Source organism: Rhizobium sp. TRM96647 (assembly GCF_025780115.1).
Lineage (GTDB): Bacteria > Pseudomonadota > Alphaproteobacteria > Rhizobiales > Rhizobiaceae > Mycoplana.
Map to the genome: position 1 here is coordinate 476,526 of NZ_JAOXHF010000003.1, position 12,910 is coordinate 489,435.

Below are 12,910 nucleotides of genomic sequence, written 5' to 3' on the forward strand. Positions count from 1 at the left end.
CCGTTACTCCGTCCGCATGACCTGGCCGGGATCGGCGCGGGGATCACGGACCTTCCACACCCCCTGATCGACCTGGGCGATGAAGTCGGAGACGAGCGCGTTGAACAGCGCGGGCTCCTCGAGGTTCAGCGTGTGGCCGGTCTTCGGCAGGATGGCGAGCCCGCAGGCGGGCAGCATTTTCTTCAGGTAGATCGACGGCTGCAGGCAATGATCGTCCTCGTCGCCGGTCATCACCAGCGCCGGCACTGTCATCCGCTTCAACTCGTCCTCGAGATCCCAGAAGGACGGGCGGCGGCACTGCACGCCGCGCATGGTGTTGGCGGCGCCGATCGCCGAATGCCGCGACAGCCGGTCGGCGAAGGCGGCCCAGCCCCGCGGGTCCTTGTTCTGGAACTGCACCCGGCTCGCGCCGAGAGAATAGATCTTTGAGAAGCCGGCCGGATCCTTCTCGAAGTTCTCCGCCACCTTCAGCGAGGTGTTGCGGAAATAGTCGGCTGTCTCCCGCTCCGTGCCGTAGCCGGCGCCGGCGATGGTCAGCGACAGCGCGCGCTCCGGGAAGCGAAGGCCGAAATGCAGAGTGGCGAAGCCGCCCATCGAGAGGCCGACGACATGCGCCTTCTCGATACCGAGATGATCGAGCACCGCCACCGCATCCTCGGCGGCGATCGCCTGCGAATACATCTCGATATCCGTCGGAATGTCGGACGGGGCGTAGCCGCGCGCGGCATAGGTGATGCAGCGGTGGCGACGCGCAAAGAAGCTCAGTTGCGGTTCCCAGGCATCGTAGTTTCCACCGAACTCGTGGATGAATAGGATCGGCGCACCGTCCGCTCCCGCCGTCTCGTAGTAGAGCCTCGTTCCATCCCTGGCGGTCGCATACATATGAAAGCCTCTTCGCGTGTCGAAAAATTGCCGGCCCTAGAACAGGGCCGGTACGTCGTTGAGCGTGCGCGCGGTTTCGATGTAGCGCGGCAGGCCTTCGCAGAAGCGCTCCGCCCAGGCACCCGGCACCGAGGTCGAGACCTTGATGAAGCGATCGCCGAAAGCGGCCGTATGATAGCGCCCCTGGCGGATCATCACGCCTTCGCGACGCGCCGCCTCGACGATCGCCTCCGGCGAGACGCCGGTCGATGCCGTCTCCAGCACCAGGAAGTTGCCGTGCGAGACGGGGATCGGAACCGCGAGTCCCGCCGCCTTCGCCGCCTCGACGATGATCGCCTTGTTGGCACGGTCGAGGCGGCGGACCTCCTGCATCCATTCCGCCTTGACGGCGAGGCCGGCCATCGCCGCGCGCTGGGCAACCACCGAGGCGCCGAGAACCGAAGTCGAGGCGGCGCCGAACTCGTCCACCAGTTTCGGCTCGGCGACGAGCGCGCCAATGCGCATACCGGCAAGCCCCAGCCACTTGGAGAAACTGAGCGATACCACGGTGCCCTCCGGCGCCACCTGCAGCACGGGCGTGTGGCCGTCGGCAAAATCGCGATAGGTGCAGTCGTGGATCATCAGCGCACCGACTGAACGGGCGATCGCGGCGAAAGCCTCGATCTCCTCGCGATCGTAGCGGATGCCGAGCGGATTGTTCGGATCGACGATGTAGATGATCGCGCAGCGCTCATCGACGGCGGCGCGCAGGGCGTCGGGCGTCAGCTTGTAGTTCACCGCCGGATCATAGATGGGGATCTGGATGACCTCGGCACCGGCCTGTTCGGCGAACAGGCACGGCCATTTCCAGGTGGGATCGGTGGTCACCAGCGTCGTGCCCGGCCGGGCGCGCGCCTTGCAGATCATCGCAAGCGCGTTGACGCCGCCCTCGGTCACCAGCGCTTCGGCCGCGCCGGCGCCCAGATCGGCGACGATGGCGCTGCGCAGCGCCTCGAACCCCATCGGGGGCGCATAGGCGTTGAACTCGCCGGCCTCGACCGAACGGACCATGGCTTCGGTGACCGCCGGATGGGCGGGCACGTGATTGGTGTTCTGCCCCATCCACGCCAGGTCCGGCGTGGAGAACAGGTCGTCGAAATAGCGGTTGCGGGTGCGAGCGTCGGCCATGGCGGATCAGATCACCGAACCGCGCGCGGCAATGCCGCCGTCGATCGTCACGACCGTTCCGCTGATGTAGCCGGCCTTGGGCGAAGCAAGGAAGGCGCAGAGATCGGCGACCTCCTCGGCCGTTGCCGGACGCTTGCCCGGATACTTCTCGTAGAGTTCCTCCCAGCGGGATTCGTCGCCCAGCATGTCGATCGCCTTGCGCTTCATGATCTTGAACATGCGCGGCGTGTCGACCGGGCCCGGGTTGACGCCGACGACGCGGATGCCCTCGTCCATGCTGCGGCCGCCGAGCGCCTTGGTGAAGCTCATCAGCGCGGCGTTGCCCGTCGAGCCGGCAAAATAGGCGGCATCCCAGTTCTCGCCGGAATTGCCGATGACGTTGATGATGACGCCGCCCCTGCCCTTGCGCCGCTTCCAGAACTCGCGGGCGAGCGTGATGTAGCCGAAGACCTTGAGGTCGAAGCCACGGCGGATCGATTCGTCGGTCACGTCCTCGATCGAGCCAGCCGGGATGTCGCCGGCGTTGTTCATGAGAATGTCGTAGTCGCCGCAGGCCCTGTCGAGTGCGACCATGGCCTCGGTGGTACCGAGGTCGGCCTCGTGCACCGTCACTTCGACCGGATACTGGGCCAACTCCCTCTTCAGTTCCTCCATCGCCGCGCCGTTCCGGGCGGCGAGGTGAAGGTGACATCCTTCGGACGCCAGCACTTTTGCGATCGCATGCCCGATGCCCTGAGACGCGCCGGTAATCAGCGCGGTCTTTCCAGCAAGACTAAGTTCCACCTGCATCTCCTGTATGAATACATATTTCAACATATTGCATACGTAAAATTTTGAAGCTGTCCATGGTTTTTTGGCAGGCAACGGAAATTTTTATCCACAAACCGGTCAGAAATAGGAATCTGCCTACTGCGTAGTCAAAGCTTGCAGGCAATCCGCCTCAAAAACTTGCACATCATCAATTTTCGCAAGAAATCGATATTTTGTATACGCATACGTATTGCGTGAATACGAAAATGCCATCACTGTCGCGAATAGCCCGACAGGGCGGAACCCAAAGGACAGCCGGAAAGATCCCATGGCAGACGTGTCCCTCAAGAATGTGGGCAAGACCTATGAAAGCGCCTCGACCAACACGATCGAGGATCTCAACCTGGACATTCACAGCGGCGAATTCGTCGTTCTCGTCGGCCCGTCGGGCTGCGGAAAATCGACGACGCTGCGGATGATCGCCGGTCTGGAGGAGCTCTCCGACGGCCAGATCTGGATCGCCGGCCGCCGGGTCGACGAACGGGAGCCGCGCGAGCGCGATATTGCCATGGTGTTCCAGAACTACGCGCTTTATCCGCACATGACGGTGGCGCAGAACATGAGTTTCGGCCTGCGCCTCGCGCGCATGGACAAGGCGGAAATCCGCCGCCGTGTCGAGGACGCAGCCCAGGTGCTCGACATTTCGGCCCTTCTCGAGCGACGCCCCAAGCAATTGTCCGGCGGTCAGCGCCAGCGCGTCGCCATGGGTCGCGCCATGGTGCGCGATCCCGCCGTCTTCCTGTTCGACGAACCATTGTCGAACCTCGACGCAAAACTGCGTGGTCAGATGCGCGCCGAAATCCGCAGGCTGCACAAGCGGCTGAGCGCCACCACCATCTACGTCACCCACGACCAGGTCGAGGCCATGACGCTGGCCGACCGCGTCGTCGTGTTGAACAAGGGCAGGATCGAGCAGCAGGGGACGCCGCAGGAACTTTACGAACGACCGGCCACTCGGTTCGTCGCCGGCTTCATCGGCAGCCCGACCATGAACTTCCTGCCGGCGACCGTCATGCGGGCAGACGCCGGCGTGTCCCTCCGGATCGGCGACATCGCAATCCCCGTTCCGATGGCCAGGGCGGAAGCGCTTCTGCGGCATGTCGGCAAGGGCATCGAGATCGGCATCAGGCCGGAACATTTCCTCGCCGATGGCGCCGCAGCCTTCACCGCGACTGTCGACATGGCTGAACTGCTCGGCCCCACGACGCTCGTCCACTTCACGCTCGCAGGCGTGGCCTGTTCCGCGATGCTGCCGCCCGAACTGGCCGTGCGCGAAGGCGGGGAGCAGGCGCTACGCGTCGCCTTCGACCGCATCTCACTCTTCGATCCGGATACCGGCCGCGCCCTTTGAGACCGGAGCCCCCGACGCACGCAGACTTCGATAACCAGGAGAACAGCCGATGAATGCTCGCAACCTATTCCTTGCCGGCCTGCTCAGTGCGACGGCGCTCGGCGGCACCGGGGCATATGCGCAGGACGCCGCCGCTGCCTGCGCCGGCGAGGAGGTGACGCTGCGCATCCTGCGCACGCCCGGCAACTATCCCTACCCGGCGCCGATGGAAGCCTGGCAGAAGGAAAACCCTTGCGTCAGGTTCGAGATCAACGAAGTTCCCTTCGCCCAGCTCGCCGACACCATTTCCGTCCAGGCCGCCAGTTCCAACCCGCCAGACATCATCGTCTATGACGGTCCGAACACACGGTCCTACGCCGCCGCCGGCATCCTCCTGCCGATCACCAAATACCTGCCGGAAGGCTGGGACGAGGACATCCTGCCCGCCACCAAGGCAGAACACAGCTACGAGGGCGAGGTCTATTCGCCGGGTATCGAGCAGACCACCGTCGCCATGTATTACAACAAGACGCTGGTCGAGGCCGCCGGCATCAAGCCGCCCCAGACCCTCGGCGAGGCCTGGACCTGGCCGCAGGCGCTGGAAGCCTTCAAGGCCTGCCAGCAGGGACCGGCCGGCGCGCCGACCGTCTGGGGCCTCGGCCCGACCCGCTTCGGCAACGGCCAGCCGGGCCTCGTCTATCAGGATCTCATCTACCAGCGCTCTGCCGGCGATCCGAAGGCAGATCCGGAGAGCAGCGCCTACAAGACCTTCTGGGCACTGTCCCCGGATGGCAAGTCGGTCGAGGGCTACCTGAACACCCCGGAAGCCATCGAGGCGCTGACGTTCTACCAGTCGCTTTTCAACGCCGAGGGCGTGGCGCCGAAGGTCGGCATCCCCAACGCCTTCTTCGACGGCAAGGCCTGTTTCTACATCGACACGCCGGCCGCCGGCAGCGCTCTCTTGAAGGATCCGAAGATCGAGTGGGGCATCACGCCGATCCCCTATTTCAAGACCCCCGTCGTCCACACCGGTTCGACGACGATCGGCGCCACCGCCCGCTCCAAGCATCCTGAGATCGCCGCCAAGTTCGTGGTCGACATGTCCTGGGGCGAATATGCCTACATGAACGTCAGCCAGCGCGGCAACCTGCCGACGCTGAAGAGCCTGTTCCCCCGCTTCGAGGTCTACGGCAACTATCCGATGAAGGTCTTCGTCGACCAGTTGCAGGAATGGGGCCAGCCGCGCCCGCCGGGCCCGAAGTTCGCCCAGTATGACAAGCTGGTCACCGACGCGCTGCGCGCCGTGGCCTTCGGTGGCGATCCGGCCGAGCTGATGGCCGACGCCGAGAAGAAGGTTCAGCGGGTCCTCGACCGCTAACAGCAATGGATACAGGCATGCCGGCTTCGAATACCCTCTCCGCGACCTCGGCCACAGGCTCGATCCAGCCGAAAACCGGGACGCGCAAACCCGCAACCAGGCGGCAGAAGCGCGACTGGATGTTCGCCGCCGGCTTCCTTGCGCCCTTCATGATCCTGCTGCTGGTCTTCCAGTACCTGCCGCTCCTGGTGATGGCCCGCAACAGCGTCTATGACTACAGCCTGCTCAACCCGGCGGCGGCAAAGTTCGTCGGGTTGCGCAACTTCACCGACATGATCGAATACGAGGATGCCGCGATTTCCTTTGGCGTCACCTTCCTCTTCGCCCTTGGCGTCGTGCTGTTCGTCATCCCGGTCGCCTTTGCACTCGCCCTGTTCCTGAACTCGAGGCTCCCCGCCCGGGGTCTCGTCCGCACGGTGATCATGCTGCCGGTCGTCACCTCCTCGGTGGTGGTCGCAACCATGTGGTCCTTCCTGCTCGACCCGTCCAACGGCCTCATCAACGGCGTCCTGAACATCGCAGGCATCGGCAACCAGCCCTTCCTCACCTCGACGGACCAGGCGCTTCCAGCCCTTGTCGCCATGACGCTCTGGCAGCAGGTCGGCTTCGGCGCCATCCTGTTCCTCGCCGGCCTCCAGGGCCTGCCCGTGGAGTTGACTGAGGCGGCCCGCATCGACGGCGCGACGCGTCGCCAGGTGCTATGGAACGTCACCATTCCACTTCTGTCGCGCACCACCCTCTTCGTCGTGGTCATCATGACCGTGTTCTCGCTGCAGGCCTTCGCACCCGCCTTCCTGATGACGCAGGGCGGCCCGCAGGAAAGCACGAACCTGATCGTCTACCACATCTACAACTCCGCCTTCATCATGCAGCAGGCCGGTTATGCCTCCGCGCTATCCGTCGTTCTGCTGCTTGTGGTGCTGGCCATCTCCATGGCCCAGATGGCCCTTCTGCGCTCCCGCTGGAACTACTGACATGAAGAGTACCCCTCTCCGGCGCGGCCTCTTCGTCGCCCTCGTCATCGTCCTGATCCTGTGCTGTTTCCTTGCGCCCTACGCCTGGATCGTCGCCTCCTCGTTCAAGAACCAGCTCACGCTGTTCAACGACGTCACGCCCCTGTCGTGGAAGGCCTTCTTCCCGGTCGGCGGCACGTTCGAGAACTACCGGACGCTGTTCGAGCGCACGAACGTGCTGACTGCGCTGCTCAATACCGCCATCGTCTCCGGCGGCCAGGTGGCGCTGACGCTGCTGCTCTGCGCCATGGCGGCCTATTCGCTGACCCGGATCAAGTTTCCGGGCGCCAGGATCGTCTTCGTCCTGATCCTGCTCACCTTCCTTCTGCCGATCGAGGCGATGATGGTGCCGCTCTACCAGGTCGTCTCCGGCCTCGGCCTGTCGAATACGCTCGCTGGCGTCATGATCCCGTGGATCGCCAGTCCCTTCGGCCTGTTCCTGCTGAAACAGGCCTTCGAGGAACTGCCGGTGGAACTGGAAGATGCCGCCCGCATCGACGGCGCCGGCCATGTGCGCATCTTCTTCTCGATCGTGCTGCCCAACGTGAAGGTGCCGATGCTCACTCTCGGCCTGATCACCTTCCTGTTCTCGTGGAACAGCTTCCTCTGGCCGCTGGTCATCGTGCAGGATCCGGCCAACCAGGTCATCCAGGTGGCGATCGCCCAGCAGGGCTCACCCACCCAGCTTCCCAACTGGGGCGAAACCTTCGCCGGCGCCACCGTCGCCACGCTGCCGCTGATCCTGCTGTTCCTGGCCCTGCAGAAGTATTTCTCGCAAGGCATGACCACCAGCGGCATCAAGGGTTGACCCATGACCGGAGCCGTCGAACTCATCCCACTCGACGCCCCGATGGGCGGACAGATCGGCTACCGAACCTTCGGGAGGGAGGGCGACTGGCTGGTGCTGATCCACGGCTGGTGCGGCAGCGCCGCGCACTGGGACATCATCGCGCCGGAGCTGGCCCGCAGGCATCGCGTCCTCGCAGTCTCACATCCGGGCTTTGGTGGCATGGCGCCGCCGCCCCGTTCCGGCCAGACGATCCGTGCCATGGGGGCAGCCGTCGCCCGCGTACTGGATCACCTGGACATCGGCGGCGCCGTTCTCGTCGGCCATTCCATGGGCGGCCCGATCATGACGGAGGTGGCGATCGCCGCCCCCTCACGGATCAGGGCCCTGATCGGCCTCGACACCCTGACCGATCGGGACTACTACGGCCGCCTTTCCGACCGGGAGATCCAACGGCGTCACGAGGCGTTCGCGATCGACTATGCCGGCTGCATGCGCGCGATGGTGGACACCATCGTGCACCCGTCCACGGCCGAGGCCCTCCGGCAGTCGATCACCGACGGCATGATCGCCGCTGCCCAGGCGAATTTCGCGCTCGACGTCAAGGACGACCTCTTCGCCTGGAACGTCGAGGATCGCTGGCCGCTGGTGAGGCGTCCGGCACTGATGCTCAACTCGCGCTGGGTCGCGCGGCTCGCCCATCCCGATCCGTTGCCCTGCTTCCGGGATACTGAAGTTGTCACCTACGACTCCGGCCACTTCCCGATGGTCGAGGCGCCCGCGATGATTGTGGAAAAGATCGAAACTTGTATCGCGCGCCTGGTATACCGGGAATCCGTACGTTGAATGCATGAGCGAAAGAAAAGTATAAATGGCGCCAGAAAAGTTCCGATTGTCCGCTCCGCGGAACGTGAGAGGAGTACTGGAATTGGATCAGGATGAGACGCGCTTGCCCGAGGCGGCAAACAGCTCGCGCGCACCGACCCGCTCGGGCGAGTTGCGCGAGCAGCTCGAGCTGATGATCCTCGACGGCCGCCTCGCCCCCGGCGAGCGGTTGGACGAAATGGACCTTGCCCGCCGCTTCGGCCTGTCGCGGACCCCGGTTCGGGAGGCCATCAAGGCCCTGCTCGCCATCGGCCTCGTCGAGACGCGCGGCCGCCAGGGCACCCACGTCGCCGTTCTGTCCATCCCGGCCCTGATCGAGATGTTCGATGTCATGTCGGCGCTCGAAGGTCTCTGCGCGCGCTTTGCCGCGCGCCGCGCGACAAAGGGCGAACGGGCGGCCATGCGCAAGGTGCACGAAGACCTGGTCAAGGCCTATGAGACCGGCGACCCGCTCGCCTTCTACAATGTCAACCAGCAATTCCATGACCTCCTCTATGAGGCCGCGCACACCCATTTCATCGCCGATCAGGCCATACAGCTTCGCCGTCGCATCGGTGCCTACCGCATGCGCGCGACCTATCAGCCCGGCCGCATGCTGAGCACGCTGAGTGAACACGTCCGCATCATGGACGCGATCGATGCCGGCGATCCGGAAGCGGCCCACAAGGCCGCGAGCGAACACGTCCAGCTCCTGGGCGACCAGTTGACCGACTTCATCTCCTCGCTTCCCGCCAATATGAGCCGGGCAAAATAAGCGAGACGACCCCAAACCAGATGTCACGAGCGGCCGCACCGGCAAGGGTCGCACGTCGGAGGAACAGCCATGCGCACGCCGAGGAAACCCGTCATCGTCAACCACCTGGGCGCGGATTTCGGGCGACGCATCGCACAACACCCGTCCGCGCCCGTGGTCATCGACGATCCGTTCCCCGCAGAACCCTGGCGCATCGCGGCCGAGGCCGAAATCCTGTTGACGGGCAGCTTTCCGGCATGGCGGCTGACGCCGCAGGACTGGCGGTTCGCCGCAACGCTGAAGTGGGTCCAGACCCAGTCGACCGGCGTCGAGAACTTTCCGCCGGTGCTGCTGAAGGATCGTGTCATGACGTGCGGACGCGGCGTGAATGCCGTCCCCATCGCCGAATTCGTCTTCGCCGCCATGCTCCGCATCGAAAAGCGGCTGGAGGACACGCGCGCCCGTACGGAGGCAGACTGGACGCCGCATGATATCGGCCGCCTCTACGGCAGGACGCTCGGCCTCGTAGGCTATGGTTCGATCGGCCAGGCGATCGCACGGCGCGCCCGCGCCTTCGACATGGAGGTCCTCGTCAGCCGTCGCTCGCCGTGGCAGGGCGAGGACGGCATCATCGCCTGCGGCAGCGTCGCAGACGTCTTCGCCGCTGCGGATCATCTCGTCGTCGCAGCTCCGCTGACGTCCGAGACAGCCGGCATGATCGACGAAGCCCTGTTCCGCGTGGCAAAGCCGGGCCTGCATTTCATCAACGTTTCCCGCGGCGGCCTCGTGGACCAGGACGCACTGATCCGCGCACTCGAGGCCGGCACCATCGGACAGGCGACCCTCGACGTGACCACGCCCGAGCCCCTGCCGGACGGGCATCCGCTCTATGCGATGCCGAATGTCGTCATCAGCCCGCACATCTCCTGGGCTGGCGGCGACCAGGACGAGGCCATTCGCGAACGCTTTCTCGCCAATCTCGACGCCTATCTGGCAGGGCGCCCGCTTTCATCCGTCGTCGACCCGACATCCGGTTACTGAGCGCGAGGATCAGGTGTCTCGCCAGAGCACCCTGACCGCCATCGTCGCTGCCGAGGTGCGCTTTTCGACCGTCAGCTTGTTGAATATCTGCTCCAGATGCTTGTTCACCGTGCGCGGCGACATTTCGAGGATGTCCGCGATCTCCTTGTTGGCCTTGCCGTGCGCGATCCAGAGCAGTACCTCCGCCTCGCGCAGCGTCAGCCCGAAGGCTTTGGCGAGCTGCTCCTCGTCGGTGCCGCGGTGCCGGTCGACGAGGCGCAGCAGCACCTCCTCGCCGTCGCCGGAGAGGACGCGGAACTCCAGGTCTTGGCCGTTGCGCGAATAGCGAAACGCCTCCTGCAGGACGGCAGATGCCGCCGGCTCGCCGCTGGCGCCTAGCCATTCCACCACCTCCCAGGGCAAGTAGGCGCGCTGGTCGGAGCGGATTCCCGCCCGCTGTATCAGGTCGGAAGCCTGCTGCGTCGACCAGAAGATCCGGCCGTTGCGGTCACAGGCGACGATCCAGCGTCCGGTGGAATCGAGCGCGCGCCGCGCGGAGCGCGCCCGTCGCGCATTGCCGAGATGGACGCGCATGCGGGCGAACAGCTCGTTCAGCTCGATCGGCTTGCTGACGAAGTCGACCCCTCCGGCTGCCAGCGCCCGCACCACGTGCTCGCTCTCGTTGAAGCCGGTCATGAAGATGATCGGGATATCCTCGAAGCCGCGCTCGGCCTTGAGGATCTGGCAGGTCTCGAAGCCGTCGAGGCCGGGCATGACCGCATCCATCAGCACGATGTCTGGCGAACTCGAATTGGCGAGCGAGATCGCCTGCCGGCCGCTGTTGCAGGTGAGCAGACGGGCCGAAGAAATACCTCGACGGCTCGATCGACATGCCGATCGCTCACGATCTGTGATGGCGTGACCCCTTAAGGTCTGGCGGACGGCGCGTGATGCGTCGTCCGCCCATGGCCGCTGCCGGCACTGTCGCCGGCGACTGACAACCCAAGCGACGAGGCGGGACGAACACATGCCCTATTATGACTACAGCTGCGCCGACTGCGGCCCCTTCACCGAGATGCGCCCGATGGCGGCCTCCGCCGAGCCCTGCGACTGCCCGTCCTGCGGCACGCAGGCCCCGCGCGCCTTCTTCACCACGCCGTTCTTCTCAGGCATGGACGCCGGCACCCGCACCGCGATCGCCACCAACGAGCGCGCCCAGCACGAGCCGAAGCGCTCCAAGTCGCTCGGCCACGGCCCCGGCTGCTGCGGCAGCAAGAAACCGTCGAAGTCGGTCTACCGCGCCGACGGCTCCAAGACTTTCCCCTCCGCCCGGCCCTGGATGATCAGTCACTAGAAACCTGACGGCATTTCCAGCCGGACGGTCAGCCCTTTGGGGCTGCGATCGAGAAACCGCAGCTTGCCGTTATGCGCCTGGATGATCTCGGCGACAATCGAGAGGCCAAGGCCGAAGCCGGCATCGGCGTCTCCGCGCGCCGCATCGACCTTGAAGAAGGGCTCCAGAACGCGACTTCGATATTCCTCGGGAATACCGGGCCCGTCGTCCATGACGTCGATGATCGCCTTGCCGTTGTCCGCGCGGAGCTCGACCTCGACGTGGGTGCCGAACTTGATCGCGTTTTCGCACAGATTGGTCACCGCCCGCGTCAGCGCCAAAGGCTTGAAGCTTGCAACCATGCGCGCGGGGCCGCGGTAACGGACATCGTGCCCCATGTCGGCGAATTCGTCGCAGACGGTCTGGAGGACCGAGGCCAGGTCGACGCGTTGCCGCGCTTCGCGCTGATGGTTGTCGCGAAGATAGCCGAGGCTTTCCTTGAGCAGGCGGTCGATCCGCTCGATATCCGTCAGCAGGGCATCTCGGACCTCGTCTTCGCCAAGACGCTCGGCGCGAAGCCGCAGTCGCGTCAGCGGCGTCCGCAAGTCGTGGCTGATGCCGCGCAGCATCCGGGTCCGGGCCTCGACCATGGTCGAGATGCGGCGCTGCATGCCGTTCAGCGCCCGCGCAAGGGTCACGATCTCGACGCTGCCGCGCTCCTCGAAGAGCGCCGGGCCGACCGAGATGTCGGCCTTCATCGCCGCCGATGCGATGCCGCGCAGCGGCCGCGTGATCGCCCAGACGGCGAAGACGGAAAACAGGATGACGAGCGTGACTGTCGCCACCAGGTAGTTCGAGCCGAACCTCAGCGCGTCGTTGCGCAAGAAGCTCTCGGGCAGCAGTTCCATGACCAGCAGCGTGTCGTCGTCCACCTTCGCGGCCAGGACGCGCTTGCCGTCGACGAAAGTCCTCCATCCTCCGACCGGGACCGGGCGGTCCTCCGGCGGAAGGAGGCGATCGATCGCGACCTGGATGAACGGCTCGTCCGGAGACGATGTGGTGAACCGGTCGGAATAGGAGAACGGTCGCAGGACGAGGCGGTAGTCGCCGCGATTGGCCGCCGCAAGGATTGTATTTCTCTCCGCAGGCGTCGCCGTCGAGAGGACCGAAGCGATCGTCGAGACACGGCTCGACATGCCCTCCAGGTCCGGCATGCTGTAGTCGTCGCTCACCCAGCTTTCCAGCGTCGAGCCGATGATGAAGGCGATGACCAGGCAGGCGAAAATGACGGCGGTGATCTGGCTGTGAATGGTCGAGATCAACCGGGGTATCCGAAATTTCAAGACGCCTCCCCGGGGCTCTCGCCCCCTGCATGAAACGAACCGGCAAGCATGGGTCACTCCCCAGCTCACTGCCGGCGACGATAACGATGTCAGCCGAAATTGGACATTAAGTTTTGTGTCTGCCCTGCGGAACCGCCAGCCGAAATAACCGCGGAAGACGCCCCGCAACAAAGCGCAACACAAAGACATGCAGCGCCGGTTCCGTTCGTGACAGGACGGATGTGTTGCA

The 12,910-nt window shown here is 64.9% G+C and carries 14 protein-coding genes; 9 read left to right on the forward strand and 5 right to left on the reverse strand.

The window, feature by feature from the left end:
• Positions 1–3: 3 nt before the first annotated feature.
• Genes OCK02_RS08045 through OCK02_RS08055 form a run of 3 tightly spaced genes read right to left on the reverse strand, consistent with a single transcriptional unit; the run spans position 4 to position 2,832 of the window.
• The gene (locus OCK02_RS08045) at positions 4–882 is read right to left on the reverse strand and encodes an alpha/beta fold hydrolase (protein ID WP_263812576.1); all 879 of its coding nucleotides are present in this window, start codon (positions 880–882) and stop codon (positions 4–6) included.
• 36 nt (positions 883–918) lie between these two features.
• Positions 919–2,049 carry a pyridoxal phosphate-dependent aminotransferase gene (locus OCK02_RS08050; protein ID WP_263812577.1) on the reverse strand — a complete coding sequence of 377 codons (1,131 nt, stop codon included), beginning with the start codon at positions 2,047–2,049 and terminating at the stop codon, positions 919–921.
• Positions 2,050–2,055: 6 nt separating this feature from the next.
• On the reverse strand, positions 2,056–2,832 hold the full coding sequence (locus OCK02_RS08055) for an SDR family oxidoreductase (protein ID WP_263812578.1): 777 nt from the start codon (positions 2,830–2,832) through the stop codon (positions 2,056–2,058).
• 295 nt (positions 2,833–3,127) lie between these two features.
• Here OCK02_RS08055 and OCK02_RS08060 point away from each other — a divergent pair, with 295 nt between their 5' ends.
• The 7 genes from OCK02_RS08060 to OCK02_RS08090 all read left to right on the forward strand — a co-directional run bounded on the left by OCK02_RS08060 (position 3,128) and on the right by OCK02_RS08090 (position 10,026).
• A complete protein-coding gene (locus OCK02_RS08060; RefSeq protein WP_263812579.1) occupies positions 3,128–4,210 on the forward strand; it encodes an ABC transporter ATP-binding protein in 1,083 nt (360 codons plus the stop codon).
• 49 nt (positions 4,211–4,259) lie between these two features.
• The gene (locus OCK02_RS08065; protein ID WP_263812580.1) at positions 4,260–5,567 is read left to right on the forward strand and encodes an extracellular solute-binding protein; all 1,308 of its coding nucleotides are present in this window, start codon (positions 4,260–4,262) and stop codon (positions 5,565–5,567) included.
• 17 nt (positions 5,568–5,584) lie between these two features.
• Positions 5,585–6,541, forward strand: coding sequence for a carbohydrate ABC transporter permease (locus OCK02_RS08070; RefSeq protein ID WP_263812581.1), 957 nt, complete (start codon positions 5,585–5,587; stop codon positions 6,539–6,541).
• 1 nt (position 6,542) lies between these two features.
• The gene (locus tag OCK02_RS08075) at positions 6,543–7,388 is read left to right on the forward strand and encodes a carbohydrate ABC transporter permease (RefSeq protein ID WP_263812582.1); all 846 of its coding nucleotides are present in this window, start codon (positions 6,543–6,545) and stop codon (positions 7,386–7,388) included.
• A gap of 3 nt (positions 7,389–7,391) precedes the next feature.
• Positions 7,392–8,213 (forward strand): alpha/beta fold hydrolase, encoded by an 822-nt coding sequence (locus OCK02_RS08080; RefSeq protein ID WP_263812583.1) that lies wholly within the window; start codon positions 7,392–7,394, stop codon positions 8,211–8,213.
• A gap of 82 nt (positions 8,214–8,295) precedes the next feature.
• The gene (locus tag OCK02_RS08085) at positions 8,296–9,006 is read left to right on the forward strand and encodes a GntR family transcriptional regulator (RefSeq protein ID WP_263812584.1); all 711 of its coding nucleotides are present in this window, start codon (positions 8,296–8,298) and stop codon (positions 9,004–9,006) included.
• Between the two features lie 69 nt (positions 9,007–9,075).
• Positions 9,076–10,026, forward strand: coding sequence for an NAD(P)-dependent oxidoreductase (locus OCK02_RS08090; protein WP_263812585.1), 951 nt, complete (start codon positions 9,076–9,078; stop codon positions 10,024–10,026).
• Between the two features lie 9 nt (positions 10,027–10,035).
• On the opposite strand, the gene OCK02_RS08095 is transcribed toward OCK02_RS08090, so the two are convergent.
• Positions 10,036–10,830, reverse strand: a complete 795-nt coding sequence (locus OCK02_RS08095) for a LuxR C-terminal-related transcriptional regulator (protein ID WP_412178785.1) — start codon at positions 10,828–10,830, stop codon at positions 10,036–10,038.
• Here OCK02_RS08095 and OCK02_RS08100 point away from each other — a divergent pair.
• Together OCK02_RS08100 and OCK02_RS08105 are read left to right on the forward strand one after the other, a co-directional pair.
• Positions 10,778–10,927: a hypothetical protein gene (locus OCK02_RS08100; RefSeq protein ID WP_263812685.1), complete on the forward strand. Its 150-nt coding sequence runs from the start codon at positions 10,778–10,780 to the stop codon at positions 10,925–10,927. The genes OCK02_RS08095 and OCK02_RS08100 overlap by 53 nt on opposite strands.
• Before the next feature lie 105 nt (positions 10,928–11,032).
• Positions 11,033–11,359, forward strand: a complete 327-nt coding sequence (locus tag OCK02_RS08105; RefSeq protein WP_263812587.1) for an FmdB family zinc ribbon protein — start codon at positions 11,033–11,035, stop codon at positions 11,357–11,359.
• On the opposite strand, the gene OCK02_RS08110 is transcribed toward OCK02_RS08105, so the two are convergent.
• Positions 11,356–12,660 carry an ATP-binding protein gene (locus tag OCK02_RS08110; protein WP_263812588.1) on the reverse strand — a complete coding sequence of 435 codons (1,305 nt, stop codon included), beginning with the start codon at positions 12,658–12,660 and terminating at the stop codon, positions 11,356–11,358. The genes OCK02_RS08105 and OCK02_RS08110 overlap by 4 nt on opposite strands.
• Between the last annotated feature and the right edge of the window lie 250 nt (positions 12,661–12,910).

Excerpts from the sequence above, each read along its gene's own strand:
- OCK02_RS08045 (WP_263812576.1), bottom strand. The coding sequence starts at position 882 with ATGTATGCGACCGCCAGGGATGGAACGAGGCTCTACTACGAGACGGCG.
- OCK02_RS08050 (WP_263812577.1), bottom strand. The coding sequence starts at position 2,049 with ATGGCCGACGCTCGCACCCGCAACCGCTATTTCGACGACCTGTTCTCC.
- OCK02_RS08060 (WP_263812579.1), top strand. The coding sequence starts at position 3,128 with ATGGCAGACGTGTCCCTCAAGAATGTGGGCAAGACCTATGAAAGCGCC.
- OCK02_RS08065 (WP_263812580.1), top strand. The coding sequence starts at position 4,260 with ATGAATGCTCGCAACCTATTCCTTGCCGGCCTGCTCAGTGCGACGGCG.
- OCK02_RS08070 (WP_263812581.1), top strand. The coding sequence starts at position 5,585 with ATGCCGGCTTCGAATACCCTCTCCGCGACCTCGGCCACAGGCTCGATC.
- OCK02_RS08075 (WP_263812582.1), top strand. The coding sequence starts at position 6,543 with ATGAAGAGTACCCCTCTCCGGCGCGGCCTCTTCGTCGCCCTCGTCATC.
- OCK02_RS08080 (WP_263812583.1), top strand. The coding sequence starts at position 7,392 with ATGACCGGAGCCGTCGAACTCATCCCACTCGACGCCCCGATGGGCGGA.
- OCK02_RS08090 (WP_263812585.1), top strand. The coding sequence starts at position 9,076 with ATGCGCACGCCGAGGAAACCCGTCATCGTCAACCACCTGGGCGCGGAT.
- OCK02_RS08100 (WP_263812685.1), top strand. The coding sequence starts at position 10,778 with ATGACCGCATCCATCAGCACGATGTCTGGCGAACTCGAATTGGCGAGC.
- OCK02_RS08105 (WP_263812587.1), top strand. The coding sequence starts at position 11,033 with ATGCCCTATTATGACTACAGCTGCGCCGACTGCGGCCCCTTCACCGAG.